The organism is Sphaerimonospora sp. CA-214678, from assembly GCF_050942215.1.
In the GTDB taxonomy this organism is placed as follows: domain Bacteria; phylum Actinomycetota; class Actinomycetes; order Streptosporangiales; family Streptosporangiaceae; genus Sphaerimonospora.
Genome location: NZ_CP192056.1, coordinates 1,338,005 through 1,358,798, shown reverse-complemented (window position 1 = coordinate 1,358,798; position 20,794 = coordinate 1,338,005). Strand labels below are relative to the sequence as shown.

The 20,794-nt window shown below is 72.3% G+C and carries 15 protein-coding genes; 7 read left to right on the top strand and 8 right to left on the bottom strand.

The window, feature by feature from the left end:
• The first annotated feature begins 60 nt into the window (after window positions 1–60).
• From ACQP1K_RS06350 to hutI, 5 genes are all read left to right on the top strand, one after another.
• Window positions 61–1,401 carry a M20/M25/M40 family metallo-hydrolase gene (locus ACQP1K_RS06350; protein ID WP_433499935.1) on the top strand — a complete coding sequence of 447 codons (1,341 nt, stop codon included), beginning with the start codon at window positions 61–63 and terminating at the stop codon, window positions 1,399–1,401.
• A gap of 161 nt (window positions 1,402–1,562) precedes the next feature.
• Window positions 1,563–3,224 carry a urocanate hydratase gene (gene hutU / locus ACQP1K_RS06345; protein ID WP_433499934.1) on the top strand — a complete coding sequence of 554 codons (1,662 nt, stop codon included), beginning with the start codon at window positions 1,563–1,565 and terminating at the stop codon, window positions 3,222–3,224.
• Window positions 3,221–4,504, top strand: a complete 1,284-nt coding sequence (locus ACQP1K_RS06340; protein WP_433499933.1) for an allantoate amidohydrolase — start codon at window positions 3,221–3,223, stop codon at window positions 4,502–4,504. Before hutU ends, ACQP1K_RS06340 begins: the two co-directional genes overlap by 4 nt.
• Window positions 4,501–5,847 (top strand): formimidoylglutamate deiminase, encoded by a 1,347-nt coding sequence (locus ACQP1K_RS06335; RefSeq protein ID WP_433499932.1) that lies wholly within the window; start codon window positions 4,501–4,503, stop codon window positions 5,845–5,847. Before ACQP1K_RS06340 ends, ACQP1K_RS06335 begins: the two co-directional genes overlap by 4 nt.
• Entirely contained in the window at window positions 5,844–7,007 is a 1,164-nt protein-coding gene (gene hutI, locus ACQP1K_RS06330; protein WP_433499931.1) for an imidazolonepropionase, read from the top strand. Before ACQP1K_RS06335 ends, hutI begins: the two co-directional genes overlap by 4 nt.
• 70 nt (window positions 7,008–7,077) lie before the next feature.
• On the opposite strand, the gene ACQP1K_RS06325 is transcribed toward hutI, so the two are convergent.
• The 4 genes from ACQP1K_RS06325 to ACQP1K_RS06310 all read right to left on the bottom strand — a co-directional run bounded on the left by ACQP1K_RS06325 (window position 7,078) and on the right by ACQP1K_RS06310 (window position 12,289).
• A complete protein-coding gene (locus ACQP1K_RS06325) occupies window positions 7,078–8,322 on the bottom strand; it encodes a pectate lyase (protein ID WP_433499930.1) in 1,245 nt (414 codons plus the stop codon).
• 316 nt (window positions 8,323–8,638) lie between these two features.
• Complete coding sequence (locus ACQP1K_RS06320) at window positions 8,639–9,388, bottom strand: hypothetical protein (RefSeq protein ID WP_433499929.1); 750 nt, start codon at window positions 9,386–9,388, stop codon at window positions 8,639–8,641.
• 13 nt (window positions 9,389–9,401) lie between these two features.
• Window positions 9,402–11,231, bottom strand: coding sequence for an extracellular solute-binding protein (locus ACQP1K_RS06315; RefSeq protein ID WP_433499928.1), 1,830 nt, complete (start codon window positions 11,229–11,231; stop codon window positions 9,402–9,404).
• Between the two features lie 113 nt (window positions 11,232–11,344).
• Window positions 11,345–12,289, bottom strand: a complete 945-nt coding sequence (locus ACQP1K_RS06310) for a threonine ammonia-lyase (RefSeq protein WP_433499927.1) — start codon at window positions 12,287–12,289, stop codon at window positions 11,345–11,347.
• A gap of 397 nt (window positions 12,290–12,686) precedes the next feature.
• Here ACQP1K_RS06310 and ACQP1K_RS06305 point away from each other — a divergent pair, with 397 nt between their 5' ends.
• Together ACQP1K_RS06305 and ACQP1K_RS06300 are read left to right on the top strand one after the other, a co-directional pair.
• Window positions 12,687–13,646: a LysR family transcriptional regulator gene (locus ACQP1K_RS06305; RefSeq protein WP_433499926.1), complete on the top strand. Its 960-nt coding sequence runs from the start codon at window positions 12,687–12,689 to the stop codon at window positions 13,644–13,646.
• A 115-nt stretch (window positions 13,647–13,761) separates the two neighbouring features.
• Complete coding sequence (locus tag ACQP1K_RS06300) at window positions 13,762–14,949, top strand: S1 family peptidase (RefSeq protein WP_433499925.1); 1,188 nt, start codon at window positions 13,762–13,764, stop codon at window positions 14,947–14,949.
• A gap of 110 nt (window positions 14,950–15,059) precedes the next feature.
• Here the strand turns inward: ACQP1K_RS06300 and ACQP1K_RS06295 are convergent, their stop codons facing one another.
• The 4 genes from ACQP1K_RS06295 to ACQP1K_RS06280 form a co-directional block, all read right to left on the bottom strand.
• Entirely contained in the window at window positions 15,060–15,818 is a 759-nt protein-coding gene (locus ACQP1K_RS06295) for a decaprenylphospho-beta-D-erythro-pentofuranosid-2-ulose 2-reductase (RefSeq protein WP_433499924.1), read from the bottom strand.
• A gap of 58 nt (window positions 15,819–15,876) precedes the next feature.
• Window positions 15,877–17,232, bottom strand: coding sequence for an FAD-binding protein (locus ACQP1K_RS06290; protein ID WP_433499923.1), 1,356 nt, complete (start codon window positions 17,230–17,232; stop codon window positions 15,877–15,879).
• Entirely contained in the window at window positions 17,229–18,245 is a 1,017-nt protein-coding gene (locus tag ACQP1K_RS06285; protein WP_433501499.1) for a decaprenyl-phosphate phosphoribosyltransferase, read from the bottom strand. The genes ACQP1K_RS06290 and ACQP1K_RS06285 overlap by 4 nt, the downstream gene beginning before the upstream one ends.
• Window positions 18,246–18,411: 166 nt before the next feature.
• Entirely contained in the window at window positions 18,412–20,718 is a 2,307-nt protein-coding gene (locus ACQP1K_RS06280) for an acyl-CoA dehydrogenase (protein ID WP_433499922.1), read from the bottom strand.
• Window positions 20,719–20,794 lie beyond the last annotated feature (76 nt).

Genomic DNA, 20,794 nt, shown 5'->3' with positions numbered 1-20,794 from the left:
CAATGGGTTGGACCGCCAGGCGGCACATGATCGAACACCACCCACCTCCGGAGAGATGCCGTGACACCTGAGGAGATTGAAGCAGCGGTCCACGCGGGGATGCCGCAGACGGTCGAGGATCTCGAACGGCTCGTCGCCATCCCCTCCGTCGCCTTCCCCGGCCACCCGGAGGCCCCGGTCCTCGAGGCGGCGGCGCTGACAGAACAGCTGCTGCGCTCGGCCGGCCTCCCGCACGTCCGGCAGATCCCGATCGAGGGCGGCTTCCCCGCCGTCTACGGCGAGGCCCCCGCCCCGCCCGGCGCGCCCACCGTGCTGCTCTACGCGCACTACGACGTGCAGCCCGCCGGTGATCCGGGGCTGTGGAAGACCCCGCCGTTCGAGCCGACCAGGACCGACGGCGTGCTGTACGGCCGGGGCGCCGCTGACGACAAGAGCGGCGTGATCACCCACGTGGCGGCGCTGCGCGCCTTCCAGGGCCGGTTCCCGGTCGGCGTCAAGGTCATCATCGAGGGCCAGGAGGAGTACGCCGGGGAGCAGCTGGAGCATTTCATCGAGTCCGACCCCGAGCTGGTGCGCGCCGACGCGATGGTCATCGCCGACGTGGGCAACCCGTACATCGGCGATCCGACGCTGACGACGTCGCTGCGCGGCATGGCGGCGTTCACCGTCGAGGTGCGAACGCTGGCCGAGGCCGTCCACAGCGGCTCGTTCGGCGGCGTGGCCCCCGACGCGCTCGCCGCGCTGATGCGCATGCTCACCGCGATGCACGACGAGGCCGGCGACGTGTGCGTGCCCGGCCTGGCCCGTGGCACGTTCTCCGGCCAGGGCTGCTCGGAGGAGGAGCTGCGCGCCACCGCGGGGGTGCTCGACGGGGTGTCGCTCGTCGGCACGGGCACGGTGGCCGACCGCCTCTGGGCGTCCTACGCCATCACCGTGACCGGGCTCGACGTGCCCAGCGTGCAGGGTGCGATCAACGCGGTCCAGGCGGTGGCGCGGGCCCGCGTCACGATCCGCGTCCCCCCGTCGGGAGACGCGAAGACGGCGCTCGACGACGTGACCGGTTTCCTCAGGAAGATCGCCCCGTGGGGCGTCCAGGTGTCGTTCGGCGACTTCGCCACCGGCACCGGATTCCGCGCCGGCGCCGGCGGCCCGGCACGCGAGGCCGTCGACCGCGCGATGGCTCGCGCGTTCGGCCAGGCGCCGCGCGAGGTCGGCCAGGGCGGCTCGATCCCGCTGGTCGCCTCGCTCGCCCGGCTCTTCCCGGAGGCCGAGATCCTGCTCTACGGCGCAGAGGACGACCACGCGTCCATCCACGCGCCCAACGAGCGGGTGGTGCTGGACGAGCTGCGGCGCATCATCACCGCCGAGGCCCTCTTCCTCTCCGAATACGCCCAGGGCTGAACGTGGTACGCCCGGGGCCGACCACGGACCGGTCCCGGCGCTGATTCTGGCCGGCCCGTACTGATCATGACCTGGTCGGCGGGCCGAGCCCGGCAGAGGTTTCTCCCGGCGTCCCGGGGTGAGATCCACCCCCGGCTCCGGCGACCAGAAAGGAACACCGCATGAAAGGCGCCCGCCTCGTGCGTGCCCCGCGTGGCAGCACTCTCACCGCCCGGACCTGGCAGACCGAGGCTCCGCTGCGGATGCTGATGAACAACCTCGACCCGGAGGTCGCCGAGCGCCCGGACGACCTCGTCGTCTACGGCGGCACCGGCCGCGCGGCCCGCGACTGGCCGGCCTACGACGCGATGGTCCGCACCCTGACCACGCTGCGGGACGACGAGACCATGCTGGTGCAGTCCGGCAGGCCGGTCGGCGTGATGCGCACCCACGAGTGGGCGCCCCGGGTGCTCATCGCCAACTCCAACCTCGTCGGCGACTGGGCCAACTGGCCGGAGTTCCGCCGTCTGGAGAATCTCGGGCTCACGATGTACGGCCAGATGACCGCGGGATCCTGGATCTACATCGGCACCCAGGGCATCCTGCAGGGCACCTACGAGACGTTCGCGGCCGTCGCGGCCAGGCGTTTCGACGGCACCCTGGCCGGCACGCTGACCGTCACCGGCGGCTGCGGCGGCATGGGCGGCGCCCAGCCGCTCGCGGTCACCCTCAACGCGGGCGTCTGCCTCGTCGTCGACGTGGACGCGCAGCGGCTGCACCGCCGGGTCGAGCACCGCTATCTCGACGAGGTCGCCGACACCCTCGACGCCGCGATCGAGCGCTGCCTGGACGCCAAGCGGGAGCGGCGCGCCCTGTCCGTCGGTCTCGTCGGCAACTGCGCGGCCGTGCTGCCCGAGCTGCTCCGGCGCGGCGTCGAGGTCGACATCGTGACCGACCAGACCAGCGCCCACGACCCGCTCTCCTATCTCCCCGAGGGCGTCGACGTCGCGGACTGGCACGACTACGCCGAGAGCAGGCCGGAGGAGTTCACCGAGCGGGCGCGCGCTTCGATGGCCAGGCACGTCGAGGCGATGGTCGGTTTCCTCGACGCGGGCGCCGAGGTCTTCGACTACGGCAACTCCATCCGCGACGAGGCCCGTCTCGGCGGCTTCGACCGGGCCTTCGCCTTCCCCGGTTTCGTCCCCGCCTACATCCGGCCGCTCTTCTGCGAGGGGAAGGGCCCGTTCCGGTGGGCCGCGCTGTCGGGTGACCCCGGGGACATCCACGCCACGGACCGGGCGGTCAAGGAGCTGTTCCCGGACAACGATCACCTCCACCGGTGGATCGACGCGGCCAGCGAGCGGGTCGCCTTCCAGGGACTGCCCGCCCGCATCTGCTGGCTCGGGTACGGCGAACGCGACCGGGCGGGCGTGCGCTTCAACGACATGGTCGCCGCCGGGGAGCTGTCGGCCCCCATCGTCATCGGACGCGATCACCTGGACTGCGGCAGCGTGGCCTCGCCGTACCGGGAGACCGAGGCGATGGCCGACGGGTCGGACGCGATCGCGGACTGGCCGCTGCTCAACGCCATGGTCAACACGGCCTCCGGCGCGACCTGGGTGTCGATCCACCATGGCGGCGGCGTCGGCATCGGGCGCTCGATCCACGCCGGGCAGGTCACCGTGGCCGACGGCACCGACCTGGCCCGGGAGAAGATCGAGCGGGTGCTGACCAACGACCCGGGGATGGGCGTCATCCGGCACGTCGACGCACGCTACGAGATCGCCGAGCGGGTCGCGGCCGAGCGCGGGGTACGCGTCCCGATGCGGGAGTCCGGCGCGTGACCAGCGGGCGGGAGAGCTTCGACGCGCTGTGGACGGCGATAGAACCGGTGGGGCGGGACGGCCGCACCGGCGGCTACCGCCGTTTCGCGTGGACGGCCGAGGACGCGACGCTGCGCGAGTGGTTCGCCGGTGAGGCCGCCGCGCGGGGTCTCGACCTCGTCGTCGACCGGGCTGGCAACCAGTGGGCGTGGTGGGGTGACCCCGACGCCGCCCCATCCGGGGGCGTCGTCGTCGGATCGCACCTCGACTCGGTGCCCGACGGCGGCGCCTACGACGGCCCGCTCGGCGTGGTGTCGGCTTTCGCCGCGCTGGACGCGCTGCGCGCCGGCGGATTCGAGCCCGCCCGGCCGATCGGCGTGGTGAACTTCGTGGACGAGGAGGGCGCCCGCTTCGGGGTGGCCTGCGCCGGTTCCCGGATCATCACCGGCGCGCTGGACGCCGACCGGGCGCGTGGGCTGCGCGACGGCGACGGGACCACGATGGCGGAGGCCATGGCGCGGGCGGGGCACGACCCCGCCCGGGTCGGCCCCGATCCGGAGGCGCTGCGCCGGGTCGGCGTCTTCGTGGAACTGCACGTCGAGCAGGGCCGGGGGCTGGTCGACCTCGGCCGGCCGGTCGCGGTGGCATCGTCGATCTGGCCGCACGGCCGCTGGCGCCTCGAACTGCTCGGCGAGGCCGACCACGCGGGGACCACGCGGCTGGCGGACCGCCGGGACCCGATGCTCACGCTGGCGTCGGTCATCACCACGGCACGGTCGGCCGCCGCGGCACACGGCTGCGTGGCCACGATCGGCAAGGTGCACGTCACGCCGAACGGGGTCAACGCCATCCCCTCGGCCGTGCACGCCTGGCTTGACGCCCGGGGGCCGTACGAACCCGGCGTCCGTGCGGTGGTCGGAGAGGTCGCGCAGGCCGCGGGCGGGGCCGGGGCGGCCGAGGAGTCGTTCACCGCCGCGACGGTCTTCCCGGCCGGGCTGCGCGACCGGCTCGCCGCCCTTCTCGATGACGCGCCCGTGCTGGGCACCGGTGCGGGACATGACGCGGGCATCCTCGCCGCAGCCGGTGTCCCCGCGGCGATGCTGTTCGTACGCAACCCGACCGGGGTCTCGCACTCCCCCGCCGAGCACGCCTCGTACGAGGACTGCCTTGCGGGGGTGGCCGCACTCGCCCGGGTCATCGAGAAACTGGCCGTCGAGGACCCGGTCGTCGACACACCGGCCATCGAGAACCCGGGCGTCGAGAACCCGGGCGTCGGGGACCCGGCGGGAGGAGCCGGGTGAGCGCGACGCGCTGGCATGCGCCGTACGCCTGGCTCCCCGGCGGGCCGGCCCGGGACGTCGTCTTCGAGATCGAGGACGGCCGGTTCACGGCCGTCCACCCGGACGGCACCGGCGGCTCCCCCGGCGGCGCGGCGGCGGGTGCGGCGCGCCGCCTGCCGGGCATCGTGCTGCCCGGCCTGGCCAACGCGCACAGCCACGCCTTCCACCGGGCGCTGCGCGGTCGCACCCACGACCGGGGCGGCGACTTCTGGAGCTGGCGCGAGCGCATGTACGGCGTGGCGCGGCGGCTCGACCCGGACGGCTATCTCGCCCTGGCGCGGGCGACGTACGCGGAGATGGCACTCGCGGGGATCACCTGCGTCGGGGAGTTCCACTACCTGCATCACGGCCCGGACGGCACGCCGTACGACGACCGCAACGCCATGGGCGAGGCGCTGCGGCAGGCGGCGGCCGAGGCCGGGATCAGACTGACGCTGCTCGACACGCTCTACCTCGCGGGCGGCCTGACGCCGGAGGGGCATTCGCCGCCGGACGGGCCGCAGCGGAGGTACGGCGACGGCGACGTCGAGAGCTGGGCCGGCCGCGTCGCCGGGCTGAAGCCGTCGGCGGGCATGCGCGTCGGGGTCGCGGCGCACTCGGTACGCGCGGTCCCCCGGGAGGCCCTGGCGGGCGTGCGGGACACCGCGGCGGGTCGGCCGCTGCACGTGCACCTGTCCGAGCAGCCGGCGGAGAACGCCGCGTGCGAGGGCTACTACGGCCTCACCCCCACAGGGCTGCTCGATGCCGAGGGCCTGCTCGGCCCGATGACGACCGCCGTGCACGCCACCCATCTGACGGAGGCGGACATCGCGGCCCTCGGGCGGAGCCGTACGACGGCGTGCCTGTGCCCGACCACCGAGCGCGACCTCGCCGACGGCATCGGCCCCGCACGCGAACTGCGGGACGCCGGGGCTGCGCTGTCGCTGGGCTCCGACCAGCACGCGGTCATCGACCTGCTGGAGGAGGCACGCGCGCTGGAGATGCACGAGCGGCTGCGCACACTGCGGCGCGGCCGATTCACCCCGGGCGACCTGCTCGGCGCCGCGACCGCCCACGACGGTCTCGGCTGGCCGGACGCGGGCCGGCTGGAGCCGGGCGCCCGGGCCGACCTCGTCGCCGTGCGGCTGGACACCCCGCGTACCGCCGGGATCGCCCCCGGCCAGGTGGTCTTCGCCGCCACCGCCGCCGACGTCGACACCGTCATCGTCGACGGGCGCGTCGTCGTCGCGGCGGGACGGCACGTCCTGGGCGACGTCGCCGCCCTGCTGAAGGCCGCGGTCGAACCCCTGTGGGAGAACGGATGACCGCCACTCTGCTCACCGGCGTCGCCGAACTGGTGACCAACGACCCGTCCGTCGGCGACGGCTCGCCACTCGGCCTGCTCCGGGACGCCGCGCTGGTCGTCGAGGGCGGGCGCGTCGCCTGGGTCGGCCAGGCCTCGCGCGCCCCCGACGCGGACCGGCGGCGCGACCTGGGCGGCCGAGCGGTCATCCCCGGCTTCGTCGACTCCCACGCCCACCTGGTCTTCGCCGGAGACCGGGCCGCCGAGTTCGCCGCGCGGATGGCGGGCACCCGGTACGACGGCGGGGGGATCGCCACGACGGTCGCCGCCACCCGGGCCGCTGGCGACGCCGAGCTGCGGGCGTCGCTCGGCGAGCGGATCGCGGAGATGCGCGCGCAGGGCACGACCACGGTCGAGGTCAAGAGCGGGTACGGACTCACGGTCGCCGACGAGGTGCGTGCGCTGCGCCTGGCCGGTGAGGTCACACCGGAGACGACCTTCCTCGGGGCGCACGTCGTGCCCGCCGGGACGGACCGGGACGACTACGTGCGGCTGGTGACCGGGGAGATGCTCACGGCCTGTGCGCCGCACGCCCGCTGGATCGACGTCTTCTGCGAGCCCGCCAGCCCGCACGCGTTCGACGCAGACGAGACCCGGGAGATCCTCACGGCCGGACGGGACGCCGGGCTCGCCCTCCGGGTGCACGGCAACCAGCTGTCGGCCGGGCCGGGTGTGCGGCTCGCCGTCGAGCTCGGCGCCGCGAGCGTCGACCACTGCACGCACCTGACCGACGCCGACGTGTCGGCCCTCGCCGGCGGCGACACGGTCGCGACCCTGCTGCCCGGGGTCGAGTTCTCGACCCGGTCGCCCTATCCCGACGCCCGGCGGCTGCTCGACGCCGGGGTGACGGTCGCGCTGGCCACCGACTGCAATCCGGGCTCCTGCTACACCTCGTCGATGCCGTTCGTCGTGGCCCTCGCCGTACGAGAGATGCGGATGACCCCGGCGGAGGCGCTGTGGGCCGCCACGGCGGGTGGCGCCATCGCACTGCGCCGGGACGACGTCGGGGTCGTCGCACCCGGCCGCCGGGCCGACCTCGCGCTCCTGGACGCACCCAGCCATCTGCACATTCCGTACCGGCCCGGGGTCCCCCTGGTGCGCGCGCTCGACGGGCCGGGCTGACGAGGAGGGCCCGGCGGTGGGGGAACCGCCGGGCCCTGGTCAGGTCATGCCGTCGACTCCGGCCGGTGGACTACCTGTAGGTGATGTCCGAGCCGGAGTAGAGGCAGTTGACGCCGTCGGCGCCTTCGCCGATCTTGCTCGGCTCGCTGCCCTTCGGCACGCCCTTGTACTTCTCACAGATCACGATCTTGTGGTTCGGGTCGTTCACGATCGTGATGCCGGAGAACCGCGCGGTGTCGCCCCAGTTGGTGTTGATGCCCGCCAGCGCCTTGCCCGGGGAGGTCGCCACGATGTTCGACATCACGACGTGGCGCTGGTAGGAGCTCGAGCAGTTGCCGCAGGCGCGGTAGAGCTTGCCGAAGTCCTGCACCTGGAAATTCCTGATGATCATCGTGCCGGGGCCGTTGTGCTGGAACACCTTGTCGGAGGCCTTCCTGGCACCGCCGCCGTCGATGGTCATCGTCTGGGAGGACGAGGAGCCCTTGAGCGTGGCGGCGTCCTCGCCGACGTCCTCCCACCAGACGTTCTGCAGTGTGCAGGTGCCCAGGCAGTGGACGCCGTCGGCGCCCGGAGAGCCGATGATGACGTTCTTCAGCGTGGCGCCGTTGGCCAGCTCGAAGATCGGGTCCTGGCTCTCGCTCTGGCCGCCGTCACCCATGTCGCCGGAGGCGTAGTAGCGCTTCATGCCGCCGTCGACGGTCCCCGAGACGGCGATCGTGCTGGTGACCGCCTGCTGGCCGTTCGGCGAGGGCCAGCCGGAGGGCGGCTGGGTGGTCGGCGTGGGCGTGGGGGTCGGGGTGGCGGGGGGAACGGATCCGGCCGGCTGGAGCGCCCAGCTCTTGCTGGTCACGGAGTCGCAGGAGTTCTGCTGGACCAGCGCCCCCGAGGAGGTGGAGCTGTCCTTGATGTTCAGGCACTTGTCGCTGTTCGCGTTGACGACGTGATAGTCCCTGCTCGCCGCCACGATCTCCCAGGTCTGCGACGAGGCTCCGGTGCAGTACTGCTGCTGTACGGCCTTGCCCGCCGAGGTCGATGCGTCCTTGACTCCGGCGCACAGGCCGCTGTTCCCGGCCACGAGCCGGAAACCGCTGCCCTGGGACGAGAGCATCCACACCTGCGTGGACGAGCCACTGCAGCCCGACTGCACGAGCTGCACGCCGTTCGAGGTGCTGCCGCCGGGAACGGTCAGGCACAGCCCGCTGTTGGCGTTGACCAGCCGGTAGGCTCCGGGACCCGGCGCGGCCGCGTTCGCCCCGCCTGTCAGACCGATCGCCACGGTGACGGCCGCGGTGATCGTGCCGATCGCCCCGGCCAAAGTTCTGCTTCTCCTTCTCAAAGCCGAACTCCTCGCATGTTGGGCAGGACCCCTGACCGGGGTGTGGCCTGGGCCGTGGGGAGACGGCCCGCCCTGGTCCCGCAAGCGATGGTGTTCACGGACATGAACGATATCCATGAACAGGAACACCCGTAAGCTACGGATTCCCACCGGCCCGGTCAAGCACTGTTTCCCGCCATGGCCGTACGCCCCGGGCGGAGCGGGATTTTCCCCTGTAGAAGCCGGTCGGGGCCGCCGTGACGCCTGAAATTTTCACAGTCGTGCCCACGAGGCGTGCGTCGGGGCTGACCGGAGCTCAGCCGAGGTCGCCCCGGGTGGACTCCTCGACCTCGCGCAGGCTCTGCCGGGTGAGCTCCAGCTCCGAAGTGAGGTCTTCGAGCGCCCTCATGCCGCCCTCGGGCCCGGACGAGGTGGCCGCGATCGTGGAGATCTCCACGGCCCGGGCGACCAGGCCCTCCAGGCTGATCGCCCCGGACTCGAGCCGAGCCAGCAGCCGCTGCCGCGCGCCCGACACCCGGTCGTACACCTCCTGCTGCGCCGCCAGCGATGCGATCGACCGGTCCAGCTCCCCGGCGACCCCGGCATGGGCCGACATCCTGGCGCGGGTGAGCCGTTCACGCTCCTGATGCAGGAACCGAGGGTCGAAGCGGGCGAGCGCAGAGCCGGTCACCGTCGCATGACCGGCCAGCCGGCGCAGCGTCGCCACCGTGTCGTCCACCTGGGGCCGCATCGCGGCGATCCGGTCGAGCAGGATCTGCCCGCGCATCGAGGCGGTCAGGTCGGCGAACGTCCCGGCCGCCCGCTCGGCCCGCCGCAGCCATCCCTCCTCCACACTGCCCCTGGCGATCGGAAGCTCCTCCGGTTCGTCGTGGCCGCCCGCCCCGGTCGACTGCCAGGCCGAGGCGAACGCCTTGACGAGCCAGACGGCGACGCCGACGACGACCGCGCCGATCGGATGCACGGTGACGGCCCAGGCCACGCCGCCCGCCGTGGCGCCCAGGAGCAGCGCCCAGGGGTCGCGGAGTTCTTCACTGAAGCGGGACACGTGCGGCTCCGGCTCAGAAGTTGGAGATCACTGCGGTGAACACCTGGTCGATGCTTCCCGGCTTGCGTGAATCGTAGGCCGCCGCGTCGGTGGTCTGCGAGATCTGCCGCAGCACCCCGAGGTCGGCGTCGGCGCCGTACGCGATCGTGAACATCCGGACCGTCTCCTGCCCGGCCTCCTTGTGCAGCTCGGCGAGGAGGTCGTCCAGGGTGATCGAGTTGTTGTCCTCGTTCCTGCCGTCGGTGAGGAAGACCACCGCGTTGATCGCCTCGCCGCTCTGCCTCTGGAGCACGTGCTCGTAGGACGCGAGCGCGGTGTCGTACAGGCCGGTGCCGCCGTTCGCGATGAGGCCGGAGATCCGGCTCTTCAGCCGGCTCTGGTTCCCCCGGCCCATCGGCACCAGCTCGCGGTGATCCTTGTTGCCGTCCTGCTTGAGGGAGAACATCCACAATCCGACGCTGTCGTTCGGGCCGAACTGCGGCAACGCGTTGATCGCCGCCTGCTTGGCCAGGTCGAGCTTGGTCTTGCCGGTGCCGGGCACCTCGGCGCCCATGGAGCCCGAGACGTCGAGGACCAGCAGCACATTGGCGGGTTTGCGCAGCTCGGCCCAGCTCTTCAGGATCCGGTCCAGCACATTGGGCGCCGGCACGCTCAGCGTCGTCGCGGGCTCTTTGGGGTCGAGGCCGTTGGCCTTGGTGATCAGCTCGCCCGGCTTGCCCTCGAAGGAGCGGAAGGCGTACTTGGCGAACTCGTCCTGCTGGTCCGGCGACTGCAGATATTTCAGGAAATCGGCGGCGGCCGCCTTCTTGTCGTCCTCCGTCCAGGACAGCACGGCGTACGGATGGTCCGAGAAGAGCGTGCCCTCCTTCGGGTAGATCGCCACGAGCGGAACCCTGGGCTTGGCGTGCTTGCCGAGGGTCGCCGGGTCGCCGGTCGGGTTGCCCTGGTTGTAGTCCCACACCGACTTCTCCTCGACGGCGACGGCGGAGACGTACGACATCGCGGCGCCGGAGTCGTCGGCGTTCTGCAGGTTCGACAGGAACGTCAGCGTGGTGTCGCCGTAGTGGACGATCGACCGCTCGACGCCCTTCACGAAGGCGCGGGTGCGCCCGGCGCGCACATCACCGTCCGAGAGGTCGCCGGACAGCCCGGTCGCGGCGAAATAGGCGCCGATCGTCGCGTTGAGGCCGGATGTGGAGAAGTTCGGGTTGGTCTTGCCGAGGCGGAAGGCGCCCCACTCCGGGTGGTCGTACTTCGCCCACCCCTTCGGGTCGTTGGCGAGATCCAGCACGTCCGACCAGCCGATCTTCTTGGCCGGCCAGCCGAGCGCCTCGGCCATCGGCTCGGGCATCGCGATCACCAGGGGGGACTTGGCGATCGTCGGGTTCTCCGCCGCGACGAGGCCGGCCCGGTCACCCTCCTCGGCCCGCCGCTGGAGCAGGCTGATCCAGCCGGCGCTGGCGGGCGTCCACACGTCGGGCCTCGGCCCGTCCACCCGCTCGTCCCAGCCGCGGGCCAGCGCCTGCATCGCCTCGCCGGACGCCTTGGAGCCGACCACCACGTCGACGCAGCGGCCGTCCACCTCGCGCCCGCTGTACGCCCTGGCCATCTTGCGGAGGAGCTCCGCCTTCTCGCTGGACACGGCCACGGTCAGCGTCACGCCGCCGTCCGCACAGGCCCGGCGTCCGCCGTCCCCGTCATCACCGCCCGCGCCGCTCCCGCCGGTTCCGCCGGTTCCCCCGAAGAACAGCCGTAACCCCACGATGAGCGCGCCGGCGAGGATGATCGCGACAATGAACGGTGCGAAGCTCCGGCGGCGCTTCTGCTGGTGCGGGGGATACATCCGTCCTCCATGGCCAAACCGGGAAAGTGTCAGCACCTATCCCGACGAACGGCGACCCAGGTTAGTTGCCGTTCGTCACAGTTGGCTAACCACACCTCTGCTCTTCGGGGAAATCAGGCGGCGAGAAGCCGGGCGAGTTCGGCCGGTCCCGCGTTGGCCCCGGTGCAGATGACGGCGACCCTGCGCCCGGCGAACCGCTCACGCCGGGCCAGCAGCGCCGCCAGGGCGGCGGCCCCCGCGCCCTCGGCCAGGGTGTGCGCCGCGGTGAGCAGCATCCGCTGCGCCCGCGTGATCTCCTCGTCGGGGACCAGCACGAAATCGGCCAGACCATCGCGCATCACGGCCTGGGGCGTGGCGAAGGCCGACCCGGTGGCGAGGCCGTCCACGACGGTCTTCATGGGCCGCTCGACCAGCTCCCCCAGCCGCCAGGAGTCGTGGGCGGCCGGAGCCTGCGCCGACTGGACCGCGATCACCTGGCAGCCCGGTGCCAGCGCACGCGCCACCAGGCACGCCGCCGCCGCGCCGGTCCCGCTGCCGACCGGGACGACGACCGCGTCGAGATCCGGCCGCGCGGTGAGAACCTCGAAGTAGAGCGTGCCCACCCCGGCGATGATGTCGGGCTCGTCGGCGGGGCTGATCAGCCGCATGCCGGTACGGCCCGCGAGGGCGGCGGCGTGCCCGGCGGCCTCGACCATGGTCGCTCCGGTGATCTCCACGGTGGCGCCCAGCGCCTCGACCGCGGCGACCTTGGCGGGGTTCGGGTTCTCCGGCATGACGATCGAGCACGCCACGCCGTACAACCGGGCGGCGTACGCGATGGACTGGGCGTGGTTGCCGGTCGAGTAGGTGAGAACCCCGCGGGAGCGGTCCGGCATCCGGGCGAGCAGGTTGATCCCGCCGCGCACCTTGAAGGCCCCGGTGGGCTGCACGTTCTCATGCTTGACGAAGACCTCGGCTCCGACCGCGGCGTCGAGCACGGGGTAGGACCACATCGGGGTCTGCGGGAGGTACCCGGCGATGAGCCGCCGAGCCGCCAGCACGTCACGGAGATCGGTCATGCCGCCCAGCCTGACGGTCCGCCCGGCTCGAGTCCACACCCAGCGCGGGCCGGGAGCCGAGGGAGTCCACCATGACCCGGCGGAGAGGTTCACGCCGGGCCCGCCGCCCCTTCTCCGGGGTCAGACCACTCTCACCATGACCGTGATACGCCGTGGCACCCGCACCGCGCTGAACCGCACCGCGCTGAACCGCACCGCGCTGAACCGCACCGCGCTGAACCATACAGCGGCGCCGTACGAATCACGATTTCGGCGATTCCCCGGATCGAGTACGAGATCGCACCGGATCAGGCGGAACAACGGCGGTCGAGGACGATGCCCGCATTGACTGACTTGAGTCAAGTATGGTGATAACTCGGGGATTGCACGTATATCACGGTAGTCGTACCTTCCCGGTATGGACCTGGAGCTCCGTCATTTAAGGATCGTGCGTGAAGTCGCCGACGCCGGCAGCGTCACCAAGGCGGCGACCCGTCTCGGCCTGGCTCAGCCTTCGCTCACCGCACAGCTCAGGCGCATCGAGCGCTCTCTCGGGGGTCCCCTTTTCGAACGCGACCGCAACGGCGCCCGCCCCACGCCGCTGGGCGAGATGGTCCTGTCCCGCGCCCGCGTCCTGCTGCCCGCCGTACGCGAACTCCAGGAGGACGCGGTACGGTTCGCCAACACCTCCGAGCAGATCCCCGGCTACCGCCTCGGCGCCACCAACGGATCCATCCTCGGCGGCCTGGTCGAACGTCTCACCGCCGACAGTCCCGGCGCACCGGTAACCACCCGCACCTCCTGGTCGGCGCGCGAGCTGACCACGATGGTGACCGCCGGCCTGCTCGACTTCGCCCTGATCGGAACGTGCGGCGACAGCCCGCCGCCCCCCTCGGAGACGATGAGCTGGAGTGTCGTGGCCACCGACCCGGTCTTCGTCCTGCTCGCCGAGAACCACCCGCTCGCAGGGGCGAAGGAACTGGAGCTGTCGCAGCTCGCGGGGGTGCGATGGGCGGCCGTGCCCGGGGAGGGCTGCTTCTCGGACTGCTTCGTCGTCGCCTGCGCCCGCTCCGGGTTCATACCGAAGTCGATATACGAGTCCGACGTCGCGACCTGCCTGCACCTGGTCGGGGTCGGCAAGGCCGTACTGCTCTGCCAGGCGACGTTCCAGCTCACCTCGGGGCTGGTGATGATGCCGCTCGCCGGGGCCCCACTGCGCTGGCGACACCTGCTGGGCTGGCACCACGACTCGATCGCCGCGCGGGTGGCCCCCACGATCGCCGCCTACGCCCGGGCCGCGCACGCCGACGCGGTGTCCCGCAGCCACCGCTACGCCGACTGGCTGATCAGCAACCCCCACTTCGGCACGGTTCCCTGACAACGGCGTCGCGTCGATTCCATAGCACGGCGCTATGGACGAAATGACAGGTTCCCAAAATTTGACGCTGGACTAACTTGGCGGTCAATCCCCCCTGTCAATCGAGGAGAACGACATGCCCGACAGGCGCAGGTTCCCCCGGCACGCGGTTACCGCCGGCTGTGTCGTGGCCGTCAGTGCGATCACTCTGATGGCCGGCCCCGCGTCCGCGGCCCCCGACCCGGGTGCCGTTGCCTCCGACCATTCCTCCGTCCAGTCCGTCACGACAGAACCCGCACCCGCCATGATCGAGGCCATGCAGCGCGACCTCGGACTCAGCGAGAGCCAGGCGCGCACCCGGCTGGCCAACGAGACCCGCGCGATGGCGACCGACGAGCAGGTCCGCGCCCGGCTCGGCGACTCGTTCGCCGGGTCCTGGGTCACCGGCCCGACGTCCGACGCCCTGATCGTCGCCACCACCGATGCCACCGAGGCCGGCGCGATCCTCGCCGCCGGCGCCCAGCCCAAGATCGTCGACCGATCGCTGAGCACGCTCGACGCCGCCAAGGAGGCACTGGACAGGGCCGCCCCACCCGCCTCGGCCCCCGTCTGGTACGTCGACGTCAAGAGCAACAGCGTCGTCGTGCTCTCCTCCCAGCCGGCCGAAGCCGAGGCCTTCGTCGCCGCCAGCGGCGCCGACAGGTCGCTGGTGCGGGTGGAGCGGTCGGCCGAGCAGCCGCAGACCTTCTACGACCTGCGCGGCGGCGACGCCTACTACATCAACAGCACCGCCCGCTGCTCCATCGGCTTCTCGGTGCGGCGGGGCAGCACCAACGGGTTCGTCAGCGCCGGCCACTGCGGCCGCGCCGGCAACACGACGACCGGATACAACCGCGTCTCGCAGGGCACCTTCCAGGGCTCGTCGTTCCCCGGCAACGACTACTCCTGGGTCGCGGTGAACTCCAACTGGACGCCGAGGCCGTACGTCAAGGGCAGCGGCGGCGCCAACGTCACGGTCAAGGGATCGTCCGTGGCCCCCGTCGGCTCCTCGATCTGCCGGTCGGGCTCGACCACCGGCTGGCACTGCGGCACCGTCCTGCAGCTCAACACCAGCGTCCGCTACTCCCAGGGCACGGTCTACGAGGTGACCCGGACCAACGTGTGCGCCGAGCCCGGCGACTCCGGCGGCTCGTACATCTCCGGCAGCCAGGCCCAGGGCGTGACCTCCGGCGGCAGCGGCAACTGCACCTACGGCGGCACGACCTACTTCCAGCCCGTCAACGAGATCCTCAGCGTCTACGGACTCACGCTCGTCACCGGCTGATGAGCTGACCCACGACGACACACCACCTCCCGGCGCCGCCGCTCCCGTACCCAGGTGCGGCGGCGCCCCCCTGCCTGCGCGTACGGCGTCTCATCCGGCGGACGGCCTGATCAGCGGGGCAGGCGACGCCAGATCGCCCTCGGCAGGAGCCGCATCACGGCGAAGACCGGCTTGAGCCGGGGCGGCACCCATACGGTTCGCCGGTCAGACCCGAGCGCGTCGACCACGGCGTCCGCCACCGCGTCCGCGGTCACCGACATCGGCGCGGGGGTCATCCCCTCGGTCATCCTGCCGATCACGAACCCCGGGCGGACGAGCACGACCCGGGCGCCCGACCCGTGGAGGGAGTCGGCCAGCCCCTGGGCGAAGCCGTCCAGCCCCGCCTTGGCCGAGCCGTACACGAAGTTCGCCCTGCGCACCCGCACCCCGGCCACCGACGACAGCACCACGAGCGTGCCGTGACCCTGCTCGCGCAGCCTCCTCGCGGCGGCCAGACCGGCCGAGACGTGACCGCCGAAGTTGACCGCGACGTCGCGGGCGGCCGCGACCGGATCCTCGTCGTAGACCGCCTGCCTGCCGAGCACGCCGAAGGCCGGGATCACCACGTCGAGATCGCCGAGCTCGGCCGCCGCCGCCTCGATCAGCGCGGCATGCGTCTCCGGCCTGGCCGCGTCGAAATCGGCCAGACGGACCTCGGCCCCGAGCCGTTCGAGCCGTTCGACCTCCTCGGCGGGAGCCGTACCGCCCCGGGCGGCCAGCATGACGCGGCGGGCGCCGTCCCGGACGAGCCGCTCGACGATGGCGAGGCCGATCTCGCTGCGTCCGCCCAGCAGCAGCACCGTGTCGACACGACCCAACGCGTTTCTCACGTTCCCCATCAAAGCAGGTCCACGATCAAGGATCGCCGCCCATCGAGAATGCCGCCCATCAGAGCAGGCGCAGCCGCCGCGCCAGGTCGGAGACGAACAGCTCGCCGGGATCGGCCCGCCGCCGGATCTCCCGCCACTCGTCGAGCCGGGGATAGGTCGCGGCCGTCATCTCGGCGGACATGCGGGAGTCCTTGGCCAGATAGATCCGTCCCCCCGCTGCGGCGACCCACTCGTCCAGCTCGGTCAGCAGCCCGGCCAGGCCGGGCTGGGCGGCCGGAATGTCCAGGGCCAGCGTCCACCCGGGCATGGGGAACGACAGCATCGCCGGAGTGCCCCGCCCGAACCGCTTCAGCACGGTCAGGAACGACACCACCCCGGCGCCCGACAGCCGGGCCACCACCCGGCGCAGGGTGTCCTCGGCCCCGAACGGCACGGCGAACTGGTACTGCACGAAGCCGCGTGAGCCGTACATCCGGTTCCACCCGGCGACCCCGTCGAGGGGATGGAAGAAGGGTGCGATGCCCTGGACCAGCCGCCTCCCGGCCGCGGGGGCCGCCTTGCCGTACCAGGCGGCGTTGAACGCCCTGACCGTCGCGCGGTTGAGCAGCCCGCCGGGCACCCACGGGGGCGCGGCGAGGCGGGGCCGGGGGCCGAAGCCCAGCCGGTCGCCGCGCATCCGGGCGGGCAGATCAGCGGTCGTGGCGTGGTCGCCGCGGGTGAGCACGCTCCTGCCCATCCGGCGGCCCCCGGCCAGCAGGTCGATCCAGGCGACGGTGTAGCGGTAGCGGTGGTCGGTCTCGGCCATCACCTCAAGGGTCTGGTCGAGATCGCGGGTCCGCTCGACGTCCACGACCATCCGGGAGGTCTCGACGGGGACGCAGCGGAAGGTCGCCTCGACGATGACGCCGGTCAGCCCCATGCCGCCCACCGTGGCCCAGAACAGCTCGTCGGCCGGGGTCAGCTCGCGCAGCGTTCCGTCGGCTGTGAGCAGGCGCAGCGAACGGACGTGCGCGCCGAAGGAGGAATCGACGTGATGGTTCTTGCCGTGGACGTCGGCGGCGATGGCCCCGCCGACGGTGACATAGCGGGTGCCCGGGGTCACGGGGACGAACCAGCCTTTCGGCACCAGGCCGATCATCAGATCATGCAGGCCGACCCCGGCCGACGCGGTGACGAGGCCGCCGGGGCCGAGCCGCCAGGCCGGTTCCGGCCCCGTACGGCCGAGCGCCGTGCAGTCGAGCACCAGGCCGCCGGCGTTCTGGGCGGCGTCGCCGTACGAACGGCCGAGGCCGCGCGCCACGACGCCGCGCCGGCCTGCCCGCGTGAGCAGTTCGGCGGCCTCGGCGGCCGATCGCGGACGCACCAGGGTCGCGGGAGTGGGGGCGGTGCGGCCCCAGCCGGTCAGCAGGGTCATGACAGATGCATCCCGAGGGCGAGCAGGAACAGCATGAGGCCGGCGAAGACCTGAAGCGGGCGATCGCCCAGGGCGAGCTCCTCCGGCTCCTCCCCCACTCCCCGGTCCACGAGCAGAGCGTGCCGCAACACGATCAGGACGAGCGGCGCGATGCTCAGCGCGTAACACGCCTTGGCCGCCCCCGTGTGCTCCTGCAGGGCCCAGAGGCAGTACGTCACGATCATCGCCCCGGACGCCATGGCGCGTACGTGGGCGAGATAACCGGGGGTGTAGACCGCGAGCGTGGCCCGGGTGCCGCCGGTCGCGCCGCCGATGGCCGTACCGCCGGCTGCAGCGCCGCCCACGGCGGGGGCGGACGGAGCGGAGGCGGACACGGTGGAGGCGGAGGCCTTGTGGGCCGACGCCTTGTGGGCGGACGCGCGCAGCTCCGCCTCCCGCTTGCCAGCGACGATCAGGAGCGACCCCAGCGAGACCACGACGAGGAACCAGCCCGTCACGGACACGGCCACAGCCACGGCGCCGGCGTACGCCCGGATCACGTGGCAGCAGGCGATGGCGACGAGATCGACCACCGGCTGGTGCTTGAGCCATCGGGTGTAGGCGAAGGTCAGCGCGAGGTATGCGGCGACCACGGCCCCGAGCGGCGGTCCGCCGGAGAGCGCGACGAGCAGACCGAGCCCGAGCAGGACCGAGCCGACGACCTGGGCGAGCCGCACCGGCACGATCCCGGCGGCGATCGGCCGCAGCCGCTTGCGCGGGTGGCGACGGTCGGCCGCCACGTCGGCGGCGTCGTTGAACAGATAGGTGCCGCTCGCCGCGAGGCAGAACGCGGCGAACGCGATGAGCGCGCCGCGCAGCCCGGCACCCGTGGTGAGCACCCCGGCCGCCGCCGGAGCCGCGAACACGAGCGCGTTCTTGAGCCACTGCCGGGGCCGGCAGGCGCGCAGCAGGCCGGCCGCCTGCGATCGCATCGCCGTGCCGGGTCGCGCCGCTTCCGTCGATGTCGTCGCCATCGGCGGCGCGGCGCTCTTCCCGCTCACGGACGGTTCAGCCGTGCCGGACCTGCGAACCGCGCAGGAAGAGGAGGGAGGCGGCGACGAGCATGATTCCGAGGATAGGTGAGATCAACAGGATCGTGCAGCCCGATCACGCCAGGAAAAACCCACACGAAAGGGAAGGCTACTTGCCGGGCTCCGGGTCACGAGGAAGCCCCAGCATGCGCTCCCCGATGATGTTGAGCTGCACCTCGGTCGTCCCTCCGTAGATCGTCATGGCGCGGGTGGCCAGGACGGCACGGTTCCAGTAGCCGGCGTCGCCGAGCTTCCAGTCCGCCGCGGCGACCGCCGCCGTGCCGAGCAGGCTCACCGCCGTCTCGGACACGTGCTGGGCGTGCGAGGTGGACAGCAGCTTGCGCACCGACGCGTCGGCGCCCGGCTCTGCCCCGGCGATCTGACGCAGCGTCACCCGCAGCGACAGCGCGCCGATCGAGTGCGCCTCGCCGACCACGCGTGCGATCTCCTGCCGCTCGACCGGGGTGAGCTCGCGGCCGAGCCTGCCCACCAGGCCGAGCAGGTCGGGCACCGAGGCGCCGGCGACGCCCGAGTCGGCGGACAGCGACACCCGCTCGTTGGAGAGCGTGTTGCGCGCGACCCGCCAGCCCTCGTCGACCTCGCCGACGACCAGATCGTCGGGCACGAACACGTCGTCGCAGAAGACCTCGTTGAACAGGTTCTCCCCGGTCATCTCGGTGAGCGGGCGCACGGTGACGCCCGGCGCCTTCATGTCGACGAGGAAATAGGTGATGCCGTCGTGCTTGGGTCTGCCCGGGTCGCTGCGTGCGATGCAGATCGCCCACTCGGCGACGTGCGCGAGGGACGTCCAGATCTTCTGGCCGTTGAGCCTCCAGCCGCCCTCGACCCTCTCGGCCTTCATCTGCAGCGAGGCGAGATCGGAGCCGGCGCCCGGCTCGGAGAACAGCTGGCACCAGACCATCTCGCCGCTCAGCGTGGCCGGCAGGAAGCGCTCGCGCTGTTCCGGCGTGCCGTACGAGACGAGGGACGGCACCACCCACGCGCCGATGGCCAACCGCGGCGGCTTGATCTCGGCGGCCCTGATCTCCTGGTGGATCAGCACCTGCTCCAGCGGGCTCGCGCCGCGGCCCCAGGGCTCGGGCAGGTGGGGCATGACGAAACCGGCCTTCGCCAGCGCCCGTCGCTGCTCCGCGCCTCCCAGCGCCGCGATCTCGGCGAGCTCGGCGCGGATCGCGGTGCGCAGCGGCTCGGCCTCCGCCGGCAGATCGATCTCCATCTCGCGGCGTACGCCGTTCAGCGCGAGCGCGGCGACCGTGTCGGCCCACTCGGCCGACGGGCCGAGCAGCGCCCTGATCGTGAGGGCACGCCGGTAGTAGAGGTGCGCGTCGTGCTCGAACGTGTAGCCGATCCCGCCGAACGTCTGGATCGCGTCCTTGGCGCACAGCACGGCCGCGTCCGGCGCCGTCATCCCGGCGATCGCCGCGGCGTAGGCCCGCTCGTCGCCGGTCGCCCGGGTGGCGTCCCAGATCGTGGCCCTGGCCTGCTCCAGCGCGACGAGCATTCGCGACAGCTTGTGTTTGATGCCCTGGAACTGCCCGATGGGGCGGCCGAACTGCACGCGGACCTTGGCGTACTCGGCGGCCGCCGCCACACACCAGGCGGCCAGGCCGACCGCGTCGGCGCCCAGGACGATCGCCGCGAGGTTGCGCACCTCGGTTTCGGTCAGGCCGCCGAGCAGGCGCTCCGCCGGTACGGCCACCTCCGCCACCTCGACCCTCGCCGAGCCCCGGGTGAGGTCGAGCGGCTCGACCGGCGTGATCACGGCCTGGGCGGCGTCGACGGCCACCCACTCCCGTCCGCCGCCGGTCGACACCGGCAGGACCAGCACGTCGGCGAGGGAGCCGCCGAGAACGGGCTCGGCCACCCCGCTGATCGTCAGCACGTCCCCATCGCGCACGCCTGAGATCGAGCCGGTCAGCGCGAGCGCGCCGACCAGGGTGCCGTCGGCGAGGCCGGGCAGCAGTTCCGCCTGCGCCTTGCCCCCGGAGGCGAGGATCGCGGCGCTGGCGAGCACGGACGGCACGTACGGCCCTGGCGCCACGCGTTCGGCCAGCGCCTCGACCACGACCACCGTCTCCAGCAGGCCATATCCCGAGCCGCCGTGCTCCTCGGGGATGTGCAGGCCGAGCAGCCCCTGGTCGGCGAGCCCGCTCCAGTAGGACGGGCGGGTCTCGGCGACCGTCCGGGCGCCGCCCGAGCCCGCCGCCGGCTCCGCTTGCCGGTCGGCTTTCTGCTCGGCTTTCCGACCGGCTTTCTGATCAGCCGCTGAGCGTGCGGCCGACGTGGTCATGGCATCGACGACGCCGCGCACCACGTCAGCGGGAATGTTGCGCTCGGCCCACCCGATCACCGATTCGCGGAGCGCCCCATGCTCCTCGCTCAGCCCGATCGCCATGTGATCCTCCGCTCCAGCAGCCTGATAGAACCATATTCTGGAGTAATGTTCCTTGGCTAGATCAGGTCAGAATGGA

Coding starts and splice junctions, on each gene's coding strand:
- hutU (WP_433499934.1), top strand. CDS start 1,563: ATGAAAGGCGCCCGCCTCGTGCGTGCCCCGCGTGGCAGCACTCTCACC.
- hutI (WP_433499931.1), top strand. CDS start 5,844: ATGACCGCCACTCTGCTCACCGGCGTCGCCGAACTGGTGACCAACGAC.
- ACQP1K_RS06315 (WP_433499928.1), bottom strand. CDS start 11,231: ATGTATCCCCCGCACCAGCAGAAGCGCCGCCGGAGCTTCGCACCGTTC.
- ACQP1K_RS06310 (WP_433499927.1), bottom strand. CDS start 12,289: ATGACCGATCTCCGTGACGTGCTGGCGGCTCGGCGGCTCATCGCCGGG.
- ACQP1K_RS06305 (WP_433499926.1), top strand. CDS start 12,687: ATGGACCTGGAGCTCCGTCATTTAAGGATCGTGCGTGAAGTCGCCGAC.
- ACQP1K_RS06300 (WP_433499925.1), top strand. CDS start 13,762: ATGCCCGACAGGCGCAGGTTCCCCCGGCACGCGGTTACCGCCGGCTGT.
- ACQP1K_RS06290 (WP_433499923.1), bottom strand. CDS start 17,232: ATGACCCTGCTGACCGGCTGGGGCCGCACCGCCCCCACTCCCGCGACC.
- ACQP1K_RS06285 (WP_433501499.1), bottom strand. CDS start 18,245: ATGGCGACGACATCGACGGAAGCGGCGCGACCCGGCACGGCGATGCGA.
- ACQP1K_RS06280 (WP_433499922.1), bottom strand. CDS start 20,718: ATGGCGATCGGGCTGAGCGAGGAGCATGGGGCGCTCCGCGAATCGGTG.